16 protein-coding genes and 3 pseudogenes are annotated in these 14,389 nt (G+C 65.4%); 12 read left to right on the plus strand and 7 right to left on the minus strand.

The window, feature by feature from the left end; genetic code table 11:
* The first annotated feature begins 42 nt into the window (after window positions 1-42).
* The 4 genes from JYG37_RS29990 to JYG37_RS30005 all read left to right on the plus strand — a co-directional run bounded on the left by JYG37_RS29990 (window position 43) and on the right by JYG37_RS30005 (window position 3,667).
* A complete protein-coding gene (locus JYG37_RS29990; RefSeq protein ID WP_050013608.1) occupies window positions 43-573 on the plus strand; it encodes a hypothetical protein in 531 nt (176 codons plus the stop codon).
* Window positions 566-892: a hypothetical protein gene (locus JYG37_RS29995; protein ID WP_213346905.1), complete on the plus strand. Its 327-nt coding sequence runs from the start codon at window positions 566-568 to the stop codon at window positions 890-892. The genes JYG37_RS29990 and JYG37_RS29995 overlap by 8 nt, the downstream gene beginning before the upstream one ends.
* An 18-nt stretch (window positions 893-910) precedes the next feature.
* Window positions 911-1,756 (plus strand): MBL fold metallo-hydrolase, encoded by an 846-nt coding sequence (locus JYG37_RS30000; protein ID WP_050013654.1) that lies wholly within the window; start codon window positions 911-913, stop codon window positions 1,754-1,756.
* Between the two features lie 345 nt (window positions 1,757-2,101).
* The gene (locus JYG37_RS30005) at window positions 2,102-3,667 is read left to right on the plus strand and encodes a methyl-accepting chemotaxis protein (protein WP_124592593.1); all 1,566 of its coding nucleotides are present in this window, start codon (window positions 2,102-2,104) and stop codon (window positions 3,665-3,667) included.
* 9 nt (window positions 3,668-3,676) lie between these two features.
* On the opposite strand, the gene JYG37_RS30010 is transcribed toward JYG37_RS30005, so the two are convergent.
* Window positions 3,677-4,084: a DUF3224 domain-containing protein gene (locus JYG37_RS30010; RefSeq protein ID WP_089490120.1), complete on the minus strand. Its 408-nt coding sequence runs from the start codon at window positions 4,082-4,084 to the stop codon at window positions 3,677-3,679.
* Window positions 4,085-4,427: 343 nt separating this feature from the next.
* Here JYG37_RS30010 and JYG37_RS30015 point away from each other — a divergent pair.
* Together JYG37_RS30015 and JYG37_RS30020 are read left to right on the plus strand one after the other, a co-directional pair.
* Window positions 4,428-4,808 (plus strand): annotated as a pseudogene (locus JYG37_RS30015) (acetoacetate decarboxylase); the annotation flags it as partial.
* Between the two features lie 43 nt (window positions 4,809-4,851).
* Window positions 4,852-6,102, plus strand: a complete 1,251-nt coding sequence (locus JYG37_RS30020; protein ID WP_050013604.1) for a saccharopine dehydrogenase family protein — start codon at window positions 4,852-4,854, stop codon at window positions 6,100-6,102.
* Between the two features lie 76 nt (window positions 6,103-6,178).
* On the opposite strand, the gene JYG37_RS30025 is transcribed toward JYG37_RS30020, so the two are convergent.
* On the minus strand, window positions 6,179-7,057 hold the full coding sequence (locus JYG37_RS30025; protein WP_050013603.1) for a LysR substrate-binding domain-containing protein: 879 nt from the start codon (window positions 7,055-7,057) through the stop codon (window positions 6,179-6,181).
* Window positions 7,058-7,189: 132 nt separating this feature from the next.
* On the opposite strand from JYG37_RS30025, the gene JYG37_RS30030 reads away from it, so the two are divergent.
* Entirely contained in the window at window positions 7,190-7,822 is a 633-nt protein-coding gene (locus JYG37_RS30030) for an FMN-dependent NADH-azoreductase (protein WP_089490117.1), read from the plus strand.
* Window positions 7,823-7,872: 50 nt separating this feature from the next.
* On the opposite strand, the gene JYG37_RS30035 is transcribed toward JYG37_RS30030, so the two are convergent.
* Complete coding sequence (locus JYG37_RS30035; protein ID WP_050013601.1) at window positions 7,873-8,490, minus strand: LysE family translocator; 618 nt, start codon at window positions 8,488-8,490, stop codon at window positions 7,873-7,875.
* Window positions 8,491-8,557: 67 nt separating this feature from the next.
* Here JYG37_RS30035 and JYG37_RS30040 point away from each other — a divergent pair, with 67 nt between their 5' ends.
* Together JYG37_RS30040 and JYG37_RS30045 are read left to right on the plus strand one after the other, a co-directional pair.
* The gene (locus JYG37_RS30040) at window positions 8,558-9,481 is read left to right on the plus strand and encodes a LysR family transcriptional regulator (protein ID WP_089490115.1); all 924 of its coding nucleotides are present in this window, start codon (window positions 8,558-8,560) and stop codon (window positions 9,479-9,481) included.
* Window positions 9,482-9,946: 465 nt separating this feature from the next.
* Window positions 9,947-10,279: a cupin domain-containing protein gene (locus JYG37_RS30045; protein ID WP_050013599.1), complete on the plus strand. Its 333-nt coding sequence runs from the start codon at window positions 9,947-9,949 to the stop codon at window positions 10,277-10,279.
* Window positions 10,280-10,451: 172 nt separating this feature from the next.
* Here the strand turns inward: JYG37_RS30045 and JYG37_RS30050 are convergent, their stop codons facing one another.
* Window positions 10,452-10,751, minus strand: coding sequence for an H-NS histone family protein (locus JYG37_RS30050; protein ID WP_050013598.1), 300 nt, complete (start codon window positions 10,749-10,751; stop codon window positions 10,452-10,454).
* 226 nt (window positions 10,752-10,977) lie between these two features.
* Between JYG37_RS30050 and JYG37_RS30055 the strand changes: the two genes are divergently transcribed.
* A complete protein-coding gene (locus JYG37_RS30055) occupies window positions 10,978-11,466 on the plus strand; it encodes a RidA family protein (protein WP_089490114.1) in 489 nt (162 codons plus the stop codon).
* A 45-nt stretch (window positions 11,467-11,511) separates the two neighbouring features.
* Here the strand turns inward: JYG37_RS30055 and JYG37_RS34925 are convergent, their stop codons facing one another.
* From JYG37_RS34925 to JYG37_RS35110, 3 genes and pseudogenes are all read right to left on the minus strand, one after another.
* Complete coding sequence (locus JYG37_RS34925) at window positions 11,512-11,742, minus strand: helix-turn-helix domain-containing protein (protein ID WP_249746111.1); 231 nt, start codon at window positions 11,740-11,742, stop codon at window positions 11,512-11,514.
* 95 nt (window positions 11,743-11,837) lie between these two features.
* Window positions 11,838-12,029: pseudogene (locus JYG37_RS34930) on the minus strand (AraC family transcriptional regulator); the annotation flags it as partial.
* A gap of 2 nt (window positions 12,030-12,031) precedes the next feature.
* Window positions 12,032-12,313 (minus strand): annotated as a pseudogene (locus JYG37_RS35110) (diaminohydroxyphosphoribosylaminopyrimidine deaminase); the annotation flags it as partial.
* Window positions 12,314-12,829: 516 nt separating this feature from the next.
* Here JYG37_RS35110 and JYG37_RS30070 point away from each other — a divergent pair.
* Together JYG37_RS30070 and JYG37_RS30075 are read left to right on the plus strand one after the other, a co-directional pair.
* Window positions 12,830-13,081 (plus strand): hypothetical protein, encoded by a 252-nt coding sequence (locus JYG37_RS30070; RefSeq protein ID WP_089490112.1) that lies wholly within the window; start codon window positions 12,830-12,832, stop codon window positions 13,079-13,081.
* A gap of 199 nt (window positions 13,082-13,280) precedes the next feature.
* Entirely contained in the window at window positions 13,281-14,366 is a 1,086-nt protein-coding gene (locus tag JYG37_RS30075) for a helix-turn-helix transcriptional regulator (RefSeq protein WP_235356200.1), read from the plus strand.
* The last annotated feature ends 23 nt before the right edge of the window (window positions 14,367-14,389 follow it).

Here is a 14,389-nt window from a genome sequence, read left to right on the forward strand (position 1 = left end):
CACTGCACTGAATATCCCGCATTCGAAGCGAAGGACAAGCCGATGATCTACACCGTGGAATGCAGCTTCGCCGACCCTGCCAGCGAAGCCGAATGGAACGACTTCTACAACCTCGACAAGCTGCCGGCGCTCATCTCGGTGGCCGGTTTTCACACGTCGCAGCGTTTCAGCGCGATCAGCGACGGTTGCCCCGTCTATCTGGCCGTTCACACGATCGACGGCCTCGACGTACTGACCGGCGACGAATATCGGCAGAAGGGCGGCGGCAATTTCGCGCGGTGGCAGCAGCACATCACCGACTGGCACCGCAACCTCTATAGCGATATCGGTCGTGCGCCGGCGGTCAATGCCGACGAACTGCTCGTGCTGAGCGCCAGCGGGCCCGACTCGCTGATCCAACTGGGCCTGAAGCCGCTGGCCATGCAGGCCGTCGCGCTGGAGCAGTGTCCGGCGCGCCGCTGGCTCGCGGTCCTGCGGCACAGCGATGCGCCGCTTGCCGGGAACGTGCCGGCCGACCTTGATCTGTACGCACCGATGACCGAGCAACTGACGAAGGCCGCCCGCGATGCCTGACGTGACTTTCCATATCGATGCGGAACGCATGCCGCCTGACGCAAGCCTCGCCGAACTGTCCGGCGACTGCATCGAACTCTGTACGGATGTCCTTCAGGCGGAACAGCGGAATGTCCACATCATTTACGTGGCGGTCCGGCACGGCTGCGGGCATCCCGTTTTCGCGGAAATCCGCTATCGCGTGGCGTCGTTTCGCCCGCCCGCGGTCATGAACGCGTTCATGGAAGCGCTGGATCGCGCAATCGTTCGCCGCACGGGGCTGACGGCGCGCATCCGTTGCTTCGGTCATGCCGCGCCGGACCTTCACGCCCGTAACTAGCCGCTGCGGAGAAGCATGATGTCCAACGTTACGTTTCCCGGCCGGCGTGTCGGGGATTTCACGATCACCGCGATCAGCGACGGCTACCTCACGGCCAGCCTCGATTTCCTGTCGAATATCGACGCGACCGACGCTGCCGGGATGCAGCGCGCGGCCGGGCAGCAGCAGCCGTCCGCCGTGCATATCAACTGCTACGTGGTGCGCGGCGCGGGCCGCACGATTCTCATCGATGCCGGAGCGGGCGGCATCAAGGAATGGGGTGGCCGCCTGCACGGCAATTTGCGGCTCGCCGGTATCGATTCTGCCGCGATCGACACCGTCCTGCTCACCCACGCCCATCCCGACCACGTCGGCGGGCTGGTGAATGCGGCCGGACACGCGGCGTTTCCGAATGCGGAACTGGTCGCGCATCGACGCGAGGTCGAATTCTGGCGCGACGACGGCAACCTGAGTCGCGCCGGCGAGCGCGCGCGCGGCAATTTCCGGATCGCGCGTCACGCATTCGACGCTTACGGCGACGCGCTGCGGACCTTCGATGAAGGCGAGGTGCTGCCCGGCATCGCTGCCATACCGCTACCGGGGCATACCGACGGACATACCGGCTACCTGCTCGAATCCGGCGATCAGGGCCTGCTCGTGTGGGGCGATATCGTGCATTTTCCGCATATCCAGATCAAGCGGCCGGATGTGTCGATTGCGTTCGACCAGGACGCGTCGCAGGCGGCGACCACGCGTTCGCGGCTGCTGGATCGGGTCAGCGCGGAAGGGTTGCTGATCGCCGGCATGCATCTGGGAGAGCCCGGGTTCGCGCGAATCAGGCGAACGAACGGCGAATACGGGCTGTTTTACGAGACCGACGCGTGACGCGATGCCGGTGATCCCGCTGGAGCCGCCTGCCGACATGCCCTACGGCGACAGGCGGGCAATGGTGTAGTACGCGTGCGGAAACGTTTGGCAGATCGCCACGCACCAGCGCGACCTGTCGGCAGATTCGCTCCAGGCTCGGCGGCGGCCGGTAGCCGCGCTGCTTCCCCCTTCCCCTGTCGCAATCGTCAAGATTCGCGTCGCTTGCGGATAAAAGCCGCCCGTTCCCTGCGCCGTTAACCCGTTCGCAGCCCCCGCGCCGCGTACTGCGTGATGGCGCGCGTCGTTCGTGTTCCGGAATTCACATCCGCCGCCGGCCGTGCCAGGCCGGCTCAAGGGAACGTCATGCGAAAACAACTCACTATCCGTGGTGGCCTCGTCGCGACCATCGCCGGCTATACCGTGCTGCTCGTGCTGGTGGTCGGCGCCTGCATCGCGGCGCTCTACGTCGGCAACGGCTCGCTCGAGGCGATGTACCGCGACGACACCGCGTCGCTGCTGCACCTGAAGACCAGCTCCGAGCGAATGCTGGTGCTGCGCGAACGCATGAGCGACGTCGCGCAGATCATCAGTGCCGGCCAGCCCGCGAAGGACGAAGTCGCGCAACTTCACGCGCTGCTCAAGCAGAGCAACGACGAACTGGACGCGTACACGCGTCTGCACGCGCGCGACGCCAGCGAGCAGGCGCTGTTCGACACGCTGCAGAACCACCGTCGCGCGCTGCTCGACCGCGTGTTCCTGAAGGCGCTGTCGCAGCTCGACGGCGACGACGCGTTCAACTTCCTCGACACGCAGCGCACGGCGCCGCCTGCGTTGTTCGCCGCTTACCAGGCGGCGATCGATGCGCTCGAATCGTTCCAGGTCACGCGCCAGAAGGCGCGCTACGAGGCGGCCGGCGTCAATTTCCACCGGATCGTGTGGGGGATGGGCGCGGTCGCGGCGCTGGCGCTCGTCGTCGGGTTCGTGGCGCAACGCGTACTCGCGAAGGCGATCATCGAGCCGATCAACCTCGCGGTCGACCAGTTCGAGAAAATCTCGAAGGGCGACCTGACCGGCGCGGTCGTCGTCCCGGGCGACAATGAAATGGCGTATCTGCTGAATGCGCTGAAGCGGATGCAGGACGGCCTCGTCGATACCGTGAGCCAGGTGCGCGCGAGCACCGAGACGATCGTCGGCGACGTGCGCACGATCGCGAGCGGCAACGTCGATTTGTCCGCGCGTACCGAGCAGCAGGCCGTGTCGCTGCAGCAGGCGGCCGCGAGCGTCGAGCAACTGACGGCGGCCGTGCGCCAGAACGCGGACAACGCGCGCGATGCGCGCACGTACGTCGAGGGCGCGGCCGGCATCGCGTCGCGCGGCGGCGAAGCGATGCAGCGCGTCGTCGAGACGATGTCGGAAATTTCGACCAGCTCCACGCGCATCTCCGGCATCGTCGGCGTGATCGAGAGCATCGCGTTCCAGACGAACATCCTCGCGTTGAACGCCGCCGTCGAAGCCGCGCGCGCGGGCGAGCAGGGGCGCGGGTTCGCGGTCGTCGCGACCGAGGTGCGCGGGCTGGCCCAGCGCTGTGCCGCGGCGGCGAAGGAAATTCGCGAGCTGATCGGTCATTCCGCGCGACGCGTCGAAGACGGCAGCGGCCTCGTCGCACGGGCCGGCTCGGCGATGGCCGAGCTCGTCGCGGCGGTCGAGCGCGTCAATGCGATCATGGGCGAAACCAGCCAGGCATTCGACGAGCAGTCGTCGGGCATCGAGCAGGTGAACGCCGCGGTGATCCAGATGGAGCAGACGATGCAACGCAATGCCGCGCTGGTCGAGGAGGCGGCGGCCGCCGCACTGTCGCTCGACGAACAGGGCGCGCGGCTGAGCGCGGCGGTCGCGCAGTTCCGGCTGCGCGAAGCGGCGCTCGCGTGACCGGTGCGCTTATTGCGGTGCGTCCGGCAACGTGTAGTCGAAGCGATACGCGTGCTGGCCGTTATCGATATCGATGAGCATCGTGCCGGACAGCCCGAGCAATGCGTCCGTGCCGGAATCGGGCACGACCGTGATCGACTGCGTCGGCTGCCCGCGCGTCATGGTGGCGCTGTGCTGCAGGACGAAGCTGCCCTTGCGTCCGCCGAGCACGCCTTTGACGGTTTCCATCGCCACGTAGCCGGCCGAACCCTGAACGCTGCTGCGAAACGCGAGCATTTCGCCCTGGCTGACGGCTTCGAGGTCGCCGTGAAAATGCTTGTCCAGCGACATGCGGCCGAGCCCGCTGCTTTCCGCGACGTGACTCAGGGGTTCCGGATTCAGCTTCACCTCGAACGGACCGCTGGCCTGCAGTTTCATGACTGTTCTCCTCGTTGAATGGGCAAGCGGCACTATAAGCCAACGCTGCCGACGGCGGCTGATCGTCCCTATGCGCGATGATCGTCCTGTTTGATACGCGAAAGGACCGACTTGAAAGGTGCGCCGCCGTAGTTCGACAGGTTCCTCTACTCGTCGCCTTGACCTTGAAGTCGACTTGAAGCTTAGAGTGCTTGCCGACGACAGTGAATCGGCAGGCTTCGGATCTCGCCTGTCACTGGTCGACCATCGACGGGAGACAACGAACATGGACAGGCGTTTTACACAGGTCGAATTCGGGCCGCACACGGTCGACGTGCCCGAGGGCGGGTACTACGACCGATTTGCGGATACCGACGTGAACATCGGCGCCACGGCGCGCGCGCGTGTCGCGGGGCCGGGCGGCCGACCCGATCTGAGCCTGAGCGTGCCGCTGCCGGTGCTGACCAGCGTGCCGTCGCAATCGCACATGGGCACGACGACGATGGTCAACCGCATCGACGGCGCATGGCATCAGGCGTCGGTGCAGACCAACATGCTGTCGTTCGCGCAGCGCCTGTTGCCGCGCAACGTCGAACTCGTGCGGCACGGTGGGCCGCTCAGCCAGTTGCTCGACGGGCTCGGCGCATCCACAATCATGCGTCTCGACGTGGTCAAGGATGCGCAACTGGTGCTCAATCTGCCGACGTCGTTGACGGCCTTCGATGAACCCGGAAAGCCACGCTAACGATACGGATGCGTGCGACGTGCGCGCACCGAAGGAGTCGTCCATGCCGCAACCGACCTACGATCTCGTCGTATTCGGCGCCACCAGTTTCGTCGGGCAGATCCTGGCCCGCTATCTGTCCGACTATCTGCCGGACGCCGGTGCCGGCGAAACGCTGCGGTGGGCGATCGCGGGACGATCCGACGCGAAGCTCAGGCAGGTCAGGGATACGCTCGGCGCGGCCGCGCAGTCGGTGCCGATCATCGTCGCCGACGCGGCCGACGAGACGCAACTCCGGGCGCTGTGCGCGCAAACGCGGGTGGTGGTGTCCACGGTCGGCCCCTACGCGCTGTACGGCGAGCCGCTGGTCCGGGTCTGCGCGCAGACCGGCACCGACTATTGCGATCTCACCGGCGAAACGCAGTGGATCAAGCGGATGATCGACAAGTACGAGCCCGCGGCTCGCCAATCGGGCGCGCGCATCGTGCATTGCTGCGGCTTCGACTCGGTGCCGTCCGACATGGGCGTGTTTTTCCTGCAGCAACAGGCTCGGCAGCAGTGGGGCGTGCCGGCCGCTCACGTGAAGATGCGCGTGAAAACGCTGAAGGGTGGTGCATCGGGCGGCACCGTGGCCAGCGTGATCAACGTGGTGCGAGAAGCGGCGGCCGATCCGGCATTGCGCCGCGAACTGCTCGATCCTTATTCGTTGTGCCCGCAACGGCATGGTTTCACCGTGCGGCAGCATGCGGTTCGATCCGCCGAATTCGATCGCGACTGCGATGCGTGGATCGCGCCGTTCGTGATGGCGGCGATCAACGAGCGTGTCGTGCATCGCTCCAATGCGCTGGCCGGCCATGCGTACGGCAGCCGCTTTACCTATGACGAAGCCGTGATGACGGGCACGGGTCTGAAGGGGCGCATGACCGCGCTGACGATGGTGGCGGGCCTCGGTGCATTCATGGTCGGCGTCCTCATCGGGCCGGTGCGCGGCCTGATGGAGCGCTTCCTGCTGCCGAAGCCCGGCGAAGGGCCGAGCGTGGACGCCCAGCAGGCCGGCCGCTACGATTTGCGCTTCTTCGGCCGCGCCGACGACGGCCGAAGCTTGCGTGTGAAAGTCACCGGCGATCGCGATCCGGGCTATGGCTCCACCGGCAAGATGCTCGGTCAGGCCGCGATCAGTCTCGCACTCGATTGCAGCCGTGACGGCGTGAAGACCGGACGCGGTGGCGGGTTCTGGACACCTGCGACGATGTTCGACGAACGCTATATCGAGCGTCTGGTGCGCCATGCCGGGTTGCGCTTCGAGGTGATTTGAACGGAGCACGTCAGCAACCATTCGAGCCCGGCGGGGCGCGGTACCCGTCCCGGTAATACGCTCGCGGGCGCTACCGCTACACCCGGTTGCGCTTGCCCGCGCCCGTGCGGGCAGCGGTTTCGTCCAGAATCGTCGCCGCGAATTCGACGGCCGCCGGCATCCGCGCGTCGTGCATCATCACGAATTCCATCTCCGGCAGTTCCGGCAAGCCTTCGGGCAACCCCAGTTCGCGAAGCGTGTCGTCGATCGCGCTGCGCGGCACCGGCGCGATCGCGATGCCGGCGCGTGCGAAGGTGCGGATGCCGGTCACGCTGGGGCTTTCGCACGCGATCCGGTAGCGCATGCCGGCCAGCGCGAGCGCCGTGATGGCGGCGCCGCGGTACGGGCACGGATCGGGGAAACACGCGAGCGGCACGTCGCCTTCCGGAAGCGGCTCGTGGCGCGCGAACGCCCAGACGAGCGGCTCGTGCCACAACGTCGCGCCGTGGCCCGCGTGCGCGCACCGGCTGCCGATCACGAGATCGAATTCGCCGTTGGCGTGCCGCCGGAACAGGCTGTCGCCGATGTCGACGACCAGATCCAGCCGCAGGCCACGCCGCGCCGCGCCATGGCGGCGCATCAGGTCCGGCAGCCAGCCGCCTGCAAAGTCCTCCGACACGCCGATCCGCAGCTTGACGTCGGTGGCGTCACTGGTTCCCAGCCTGGCCCGCGCTTCCTCGCTCAGATTGAGCATCGCGCGCGCGTAGCCGAGCAGCGTCTCGCCATGCCCGGTGAGCGTGACGCTGCGCGTGTTGCGCACGAGCAGCGCCTGGCCGACCTGTTCCTCGAGACGAAGGATTTGCGCGCTGACCGCGGACTGGCTGAGGTTCAGCCGACGCCCGGCGCCGGTGAAGCTGCGCACGTCGGCAACCGCAACGAATGTATGAAGCAGCGCCGTGTCGAGGGGAGCATTCATTTATCACCAATCCGGGTTAATCTGATCAATTAATATCGTTTCCGGATTATAGGACGACCCGATAGGCTGCGAAGCGAAGTGGGCGAGCGCGCATCCGGCGCGCCGTCGTCACTCTTGGCAAGGACCGACGCCATGACACGCGTGCTCTATATCGAAGGCTCACCCAACAAGGCCTATTCGGCGTCCATCGAGGTGTGCAATGCATTTCTCGACGCGTACCGGCAGGCCCATCCCGATCACGAGATCCGGACGCTCGATATCTGGGATCTGCCGATGCCCGAATTCGACGGCGCCGCGCTGGCCGCGAAATATGCCGGACTGAGCGGCACGGCGTTGACGTCGGAGCAGGCGGCGGCGTGGCAGCAGATCGAGCGGCTCGCGGCGCCGTTCCACGAAGCGGACAAGTTCCTGTTCGGCGTGCCGCTGTGGAATTTCAGCATTCCGTACAAGCTCAAGCACCTGATCGACGTGATCTCGCAGAAGGATGTGTTGTTCACGTTCGACGGAACGGGTTTCACCGGCAAGCTGGTCGGGAAAAAGGCGGCGGTGGTCTACGCGCGCGGGCTTGCCTATCAGTCGCCGGGTTCGTTTACGCCGGCCGCCGAATTCGATCTGCAGCGCCCTTACATGGAAACGTGGCTCAAGTTCGTGGGCGTGACGGACATCACGGGGATCGTCGTCGAGCGCACGTTGTTCGGTCCGGACGGGCGGGTCGACCGGAGCCGGGCGATCGACGAAGCACGAGCGATCGCACCGACGTTCTGACGTTGCTGGCGTGGGGCACCCGGCGCGGTGCACCCGGCGCGGGTCGAGCGTCAGCGCCCGCCGCGTGCGACGGCGAGCGCGACGCCGAAGCCCACCAGCAGGCATCCGAACGTGCGATCGATCCAGTGCCGCAGCGACAGCAGGCGATCGCGGACAGCCGTGGCCGAGAAACAGATCGCCACGAGGCTGAACCAGCCGGCATGGGCGGCCGCGATGAACGCGCCGTAGCCGATCTGCACGATCAACGGCGTGTCGGGCCGGACTGCCTGCATGAACAGGCTGACGATGAACACCGTGGTTTTGGGGTTCAGCGCATTGGTCAGGAAGCCCGTGCGCAGCGCGGCGAGATCGGACAGCGGCGCGCCGCTCGTGTCGGCTTGCACGCTGCCGGCTTTCGTCATGAGCATCTTTGCACCGAGGTAGACCAGGTAGATCGCGCCGATCAGCTTGACGGCATCGAAGAGCCACAGCGACTGACGGATCAGGAGCCCGACGCCCAGCAGCGTGTAGCTCACGTGGACCGTCACGCCGAGCCCGATCCCGCATGCGGTGAGCACGCCGGAACGACGCGACAGCATCAGGCTGTTGCGCGTGACCATCGCGAAGTCCGGCCCCGGGCTGACGACGGCGAGCAGCGTAATGGTGACTACGACTATCAATTCGGTCATGGCGTTGTTCCTGCGAAGGATAGGTTGATGGCACAATCGTATCGATCGTGCTTCATCAGGAAAAACGATGATTTCTGACCAGAATGGTGAGTCTGAATCACTATCGATTCGGACGAACCTGCCGTCGCTGATGGCGCTGCGCTGTTTCGAGGCCGCGGCGCGTCACGAGCATTTCAGTCGCGCGGCCGACGAGCTGTGCGTGACCCATGGCGCGGTCAGCCGCGCGGTGCGCTTGCTCGAGGACGATCTGGGCGTGGCGCTGTTCGAGCGGCGCAGCCGTCGCGTGTTCCTGACCGAAGCGGGCCGCACACTCGCGCAGGCCGTCCATGACGGCCTGGGCCTGATGCGTCACGCCGCCCACGCGTTGCGCGCCGAGGCCGCCCGTGCGCGGCGTTCGGTGCTGTCGTGCGAGCCGACGCTCCTGATGCGCTGGCTGATCCCGCGCTGGCCGGATTTCCAGGCGCGGCACGCGGGCGTCGATATCCATCTGGCCGCCGCGGGCGGGCCGTTCTCGTTCGACAGCGGTGTCGACATGGCGATTCGTCGCAACGATTTCGCGTGGCCGGCGGGATATCACGCCGAGCATCTGTTCGCCGAGCGGGTGGCGCCGGTTTGCCGGCCGGACAAGGTCGGTGCGTGGTTTGCGTCGCGGCGCGGCGGCCGCACGTTGAAGCCCGACGCTGCGCTGCTGCATACGCGGACCCGGCCGGACGCATGGAACGCGTGGGCGGGGGCGGCGAATCAGCCGGCCGTGAACGGGCACGGGCAGAAGTTCGATCATTTCTATTTCAGTCTGCAAGCGGCCGTCGCGGGGCTGGGGGTAGCGATCGGGCCGTGGCACCTGGTGCGCGACGACATCGAAAGCGGTGTGCTGGTTGCGCCAATGGGGTTCGTCGAGGATGGATCGGATTACTACCTGTTGACGCCGGCGCCGGTGGCGGACGGGAGTGCGCAGGCGGCGTTGTTGGGGTGGTTGAGGGGGCGGGTTTGACGGGGGCCGGTACTTCGTCGACGCTCGCTATCGATATCGACGCCCAAGACGATATTGTCGCTTTATGGGGCAGACGCCATCTCGAATCGACATAGAGAATGCATGGTCTTGCCGATGCTTGCTCATGCCAGCCAGCGAACGGAAAATGCGTTGGCGGAGACGCGTTCGCAAGCCCGCCATTAGCGTGAACAGGCCCTGGCCCGACGCTGCATAGGGCGGCAGGATGTCGACCGGCTTTTATCGAAATGACGTGTCCCGGCGCGCGCACGTCGCTAAAAGAATCCCGATGCGTGCTTTACCGCCGCAACGAATCTGCGCCGATGAAGTCGCCGTCATTCTTCATCTTTTTGATACGGTTTTTAACGATGCACGCGCAAACCTGGGCGACGTCAGGCTGCAGCGACTATTTCCCCGTCGCGTTTAAATCTGCATCCTTTACCCGAAGGTCAACGACGAGGCGAAGCCATGCAACTTCAAACCGGTAATTTATTCAGCGTCGAAGGGCGGCGCGGCGGCGACGAGCGAATCGACATGCTCGTCGAGAACTCGCGCGTGAATGTCGAGCGAATCGTGTCGATGGGGCATGCGAGCCCGGCCGGGTTCTGGTATGACGACCCGCGGGCCGAATGGGTCGTGCTGCTATCCGGCGCGGCCGTGCTCGAATTCGAAGAGAATGCGACGCGGCTCGATATGCGCGCCGGAGATTACGTACTGATCGAGCCGCATTGCCGTCATCGTGTCGCATGGACGCATGACGAATTGCAAACCGTCTGGCTTGCGATCTATTACGAACGCTGAAGAAAGGATGGGCGTGCGGCACGGTCGGTGGATCAATCCGTGCACGACACGCCGATCGGGCAAAACCTCGTCTACCGGAGCGGCCATGGAATACCGCCGGTATCGATGCCCCAATCAATGCCCAACTTGCCGGGCAGCGTGTTGAATCACGCGCCGGCCCATGCGGGGAATCTTATTCCTGGATCAGGAATCGATTGCGATTCTTCGCATCCTTGATCCATGCGGGCGCGCGACCGCGGCCCGACCAGGTGGCCCCGGTCTTCGGATCGCGATACTTGGCCTGCACGGGGGCGCCCGCCTGTTTGGCCGGCCGACCGCGGCGCGTACCGAAAATGTCTTTTTCGGTAATGCCGTATTCCGCGACTTTGGTGCGGATGTCGTCGACGATCGCCTGGAATTCAGCGGCGCGCGCTGCTTCGGCTTTCTCGGCCAAAGCATCCATTTGGGCTTTCAGTTCCTTGTAAGTTGCCATATATCACTCTTCAGGTTGTGTCCATACATGATAGCGGTTTCAGCTGAAATAATGAAGAAAATTGCTCCGACTACGAATTCCATTGTCGATATCGCAATGGATGACTGCTTCGAACACCTGAGAAGTGGCTCGGCGGGATCGTTTGCGTCCGATCTTCTCGTGCGGGACAAGCTTCGGAGACTCAATTATTCTTTATCTTTTTTCAGAGGGATTGGGGAATTCACTGATGAACAGGGATGAAAAGCTGAAACAGGTCGCAGCCGAATTCGGATTCGATCCGGACGAAACGATCAGGATCGGCGGAAAGTACACGCCGGTCGTGATCGACGGAAGCACCGCCTACATTGCCGGCCAGGTGCCGCGAATCGGGGAAGTCGTGCATTTCGTCGGTATCGTCGGCGAATCCGTTTCGCTCGAAGACGGCCGCCGCGCGGCCGGCATTTCCGCGCTGCGCGCGCTGGCGCTGATCCGTAAGCAGTGCGGCACGCTCGATGCGATCGCAACGGTGCCGCGCATGACCGTGTACGTGCGAAGCGCGCCCGGCTTCACGATGCAAAGCGAAGTGGCCGACGGCGCGTCGGACGTGTTGGTCGCGGTGCTCGGCGACGCCGGCGTCCATACGCGTTCGTCGGTCGGCGTGCTGCAATTGCCGAAGGGCGCGTCGGTCGAAGCCGATTTCATTTTCGGGCTGACTCGCGGCGGCGTCGCCGGTTGATTCGGGATCACCGCGGCGACGGGACAGCGGCCCGCGTTGTATCGATCAGTGCGCCGTGCGCGAGCGGGCGGCGTCGGGCGTGATCCCGGTCCATTCGTTGAATGCGCGGAAGAACGAATTCGGATCCTGGTAACCGAGCAGGAACGCGATCTGACTGTAGGGCAGGTCCGAGCGATCGAGGTAATGCCACGCGAGCTTCTCGCGGACTTCCGCCAGCGGGGTTTTGACGTTCGCGCCTTCGTCGCCGAGCCGCCGCTGCAGCGTCCGCTTGCTGATCGCAAGCGTTTGCGCGACGCCGTCCGCGGTGGCTGGGGGCTGACGTTGCGTGGCAGCGTAACGGCGCGCGCCGACAGCTCGGTGGGGGTCGCCAGTCGCGCGAGTTTCACGAAGAAGCCGAGTTCGGCCGCGACCAGCATGCCGGGCGGCGGGATGTCGCGCTCGAGGAAATCGACGGCGAGAGTCAGCGCGTCGGCCTCGTGCGACACGCGCAACCGGACCGGGCCGATCAGCGGCTTGAACTGGCCGATGCGCCGGAGCGCGATCTCCAGGTTCGGGCTGCACAACGCGGCGAACAGCGGCGGATCGTGCCGTTGCCCATTTGCCGCACGATCTCGAAGCTCTCCGACGTCGCGTACGGATTGATGCCCGGCCCGATCACGAGCGACGGATTGATGGTCACGAGATCCCGGCGTTGCTGCGGGCGGGCAATCTTCCACGCTTCGCGCTCGGCAACGGTCTGCGAATACGAATAGGGCTGATGGGTCAGCGACGAGCTGGTGTTCCAGACCGTTTCGGTGAACACACCATCGGGCATCGCGGCGAGATCGGCGTTGTCGCCGTAGAGGGCGACAGGCGGCGCGAGACTGGCACACCATGCCCGGCTTCCAGTCGAAGGGGCTACGACTGGAACGACGATGCCGTGCGTTGGAACATCGCAAGGCGTGCGACGAAGCCGCACGTCGCTGCCTGCGGCCGATTCGTCAGACGTGAAAGCGCACGCTTCGCCGGAATGCTCGCCGTCGTGCTGCTGCGCAACGAGCCGCCGCGCCAGCCGGCCGTTTTTACCCCCGTCCTTTCCGGAAGTCATCGCCTGACCCATATCAACCGGCATCCCCAGTTTTGGGGATGCCGGCGCCGAACGGTGCGCCTACGATGGTCAACGGGGCATCGCGACCGGATGTCGCCAGGACAATCGGACAGGCCTGTCGTTCCTTTGTCGATCGCTGTGTGCGTCCGCACAATCGATTGACATGATCGGCGCGTACGCTGATGCGCAACGTATGCGGTGCGTCGTCGGCGCCGCGGACGATCGCGCGTGGGTGACGGAAGGCCTGATGTCGTATTTCGGGGAATTTCAATCGATATGCTCGCACGAGACTATGTGGAACGTGAGCTCTCTCACATCCAGAGAATGGTGGCGCTGCTGGACAGCGAGACGGCCGTCGTCGATGTGTCGATGTCGGGCGCGGGGCGCGTCCGGCATCCGCGATACTGGCGCGGGCGTATCGAGGAACTGCTGTCGACGCCCGACGTGCCGCGTCACGTCAGAAAGCTGAGCGAAGCGGTGCTCGCGAAGATCGACGAGATGGAAGCGCGGTTCACCGCGATGAAGTAAGTGCCTCGTCGGACCGGGCGGCCAAACGCGTTTCCGGCGCGTCGCCCGGTCGAAAACGAGCGTTACGTCTGACGAGAACCGGTAATAAGCGTGGTATTTCGATCAAACCTGCATCGGCAATTTGAACAATGAGGCCGATTGAGTAAGATGCCCGAACGGCGTTCGATAAAAACGCACGGCACGGGGTGGCCAGATGCAGATGAACGGGGTGGTTCCATCGACATGGATCGATGACGTCTACGCTGCGGCGCTGGGCGACCAGCGATGGGAAGCGGTGCTGGACGGGCTGCGTTTGTCCGTCGGCGTCCGCATGGCGACGCTGCTGTCGTTCGACGACGCGGCGCGGCTGCCGGCGATCGAGCGGGCGGCCGGCGACGATCCGTCATGGGTCGCCGCGTGCCACCGCCGCTACAACACCGAGTTCTACCTGTACGACCCGGTCGTGCCGGTTGCCGCCGACTGGCAGGCAGGGCGCTGGTTCGAGGACGTCAGGCACTTGTCGGTGCGGCAGCGCACACATGGCGTGTTCTATCGGGAATTCCTGCAGCCGTTCGGGCTTGGCAGCATCTCGGGCCTGTACATCCATCGCGGCGAGGGCGCCAGCGCTTTCCTCAGCGTACAGAGCGGCCTCGAATCGCAAGGGCTGTCCGACGAGCAGCGCCGCACCATCGAAATCATGGGCGCCCACATCAGCCGCGCACTGCGCATCCACGCACGCATCGGCGAGCTCGAAGCGCGCGTGGCCGCCGCGGAGTCGGCGCTCGACGCGGTGCCCGTGCCGGTATTCCTGCTCGGCGCGCAGCGCGAGCTGCGCTATACGAACCGCGCGGCCGAGCAGCTGATCGCCGCCGAACCCGCGCTGCGGATCCTGAACGGCCGTTTCGCGCCGGAAGGCTGCGTCGACGATGCGCAATGGCGGCATGCATTCGCACGCGGCGGGCTGTTGCTGCGTCGCGCGACCGGCGAGCCGCTGCCGCTTGCGTTGATCCCCGTTCCCGAACAGTCGCGCCTCGCGCGCGAACGGCCCGGCGTCGCGGCGCTGATGACGGCCGCCGACCTGCGTTCGCCATCGGCGCGCGCGCAGCGCTTGCGGGTGTTCTACGGGCTGTCGTCGGCGGAAGCCGATCTCGCCGTGCTGCTGTGCTGCGACGGGCGCTCGCCGCAGGAATGCGCGGCGCTGCGCGGCGTGTCGATCGGCACGGTCCGCGCGCAGATCAAGTCGATCTACACGAAGACCGACGTGGCGCGCGCCGCGCAGCTGACGTCGCTGGTCATGCAGACCTGAGCGATCGATGCGCGCGGGCGCGC

This window comes from Burkholderia sp. LAS2, from assembly GCF_018417615.1.
Lineage (GTDB): Bacteria > Pseudomonadota > Gammaproteobacteria > Burkholderiales > Burkholderiaceae > Burkholderia > Burkholderia sola.

Excerpts from the sequence above, each read along its gene's own strand:
- JYG37_RS30045 (WP_050013599.1), top strand. The coding sequence starts at position 9,947 with ATGCAACTTCAAACCGGTAATTTATTCAGCGTCGAAGGGCGGCGCGGC.
- JYG37_RS30040 (WP_089490115.1), top strand. The coding sequence starts at position 8,558 with ATGATTTCTGACCAGAATGGTGAGTCTGAATCACTATCGATTCGGACG.
- JYG37_RS29990 (WP_050013608.1), top strand. The coding sequence starts at position 43 with ATGATCTACACCGTGGAATGCAGCTTCGCCGACCCTGCCAGCGAAGCC.
- JYG37_RS30005 (WP_124592593.1), top strand. The coding sequence starts at position 2,102 with ATGCGAAAACAACTCACTATCCGTGGTGGCCTCGTCGCGACCATCGCC.
- JYG37_RS30030 (WP_089490117.1), top strand. The coding sequence starts at position 7,190 with ATGACACGCGTGCTCTATATCGAAGGCTCACCCAACAAGGCCTATTCG.
- JYG37_RS30020 (WP_050013604.1), top strand. The coding sequence starts at position 4,852 with ATGCCGCAACCGACCTACGATCTCGTCGTATTCGGCGCCACCAGTTTC.
- JYG37_RS30055 (WP_089490114.1), top strand. The coding sequence starts at position 10,978 with ATGAACAGGGATGAAAAGCTGAAACAGGTCGCAGCCGAATTCGGATTC.
- JYG37_RS30035 (WP_050013601.1), bottom strand. The coding sequence starts at position 8,490 with ATGACCGAATTGATAGTCGTAGTCACCATTACGCTGCTCGCCGTCGTC.
- JYG37_RS30070 (WP_089490112.1), top strand. The coding sequence starts at position 12,830 with ATGCTCGCACGAGACTATGTGGAACGTGAGCTCTCTCACATCCAGAGA.
- JYG37_RS30025 (WP_050013603.1), bottom strand. The coding sequence starts at position 7,057 with ATGAATGCTCCCCTCGACACGGCGCTGCTTCATACATTCGTTGCGGTT.
- JYG37_RS30000 (WP_050013654.1), top strand. The coding sequence starts at position 911 with ATGTCCAACGTTACGTTTCCCGGCCGGCGTGTCGGGGATTTCACGATC.
- JYG37_RS30050 (WP_050013598.1), bottom strand. The coding sequence starts at position 10,751 with ATGGCAACTTACAAGGAACTGAAAGCCCAAATGGATGCTTTGGCCGAG.
- JYG37_RS30010 (WP_089490120.1), bottom strand. The coding sequence starts at position 4,084 with ATGAAACTGCAGGCCAGCGGTCCGTTCGAGGTGAAGCTGAATCCGGAA.
- JYG37_RS30075 (WP_235356200.1), top strand. The coding sequence starts at position 13,281 with ATGAACGGGGTGGTTCCATCGACATGGATCGATGACGTCTACGCTGCG.
- JYG37_RS29995 (WP_213346905.1), top strand. The coding sequence starts at position 566 with ATGCCTGACGTGACTTTCCATATCGATGCGGAACGCATGCCGCCTGAC.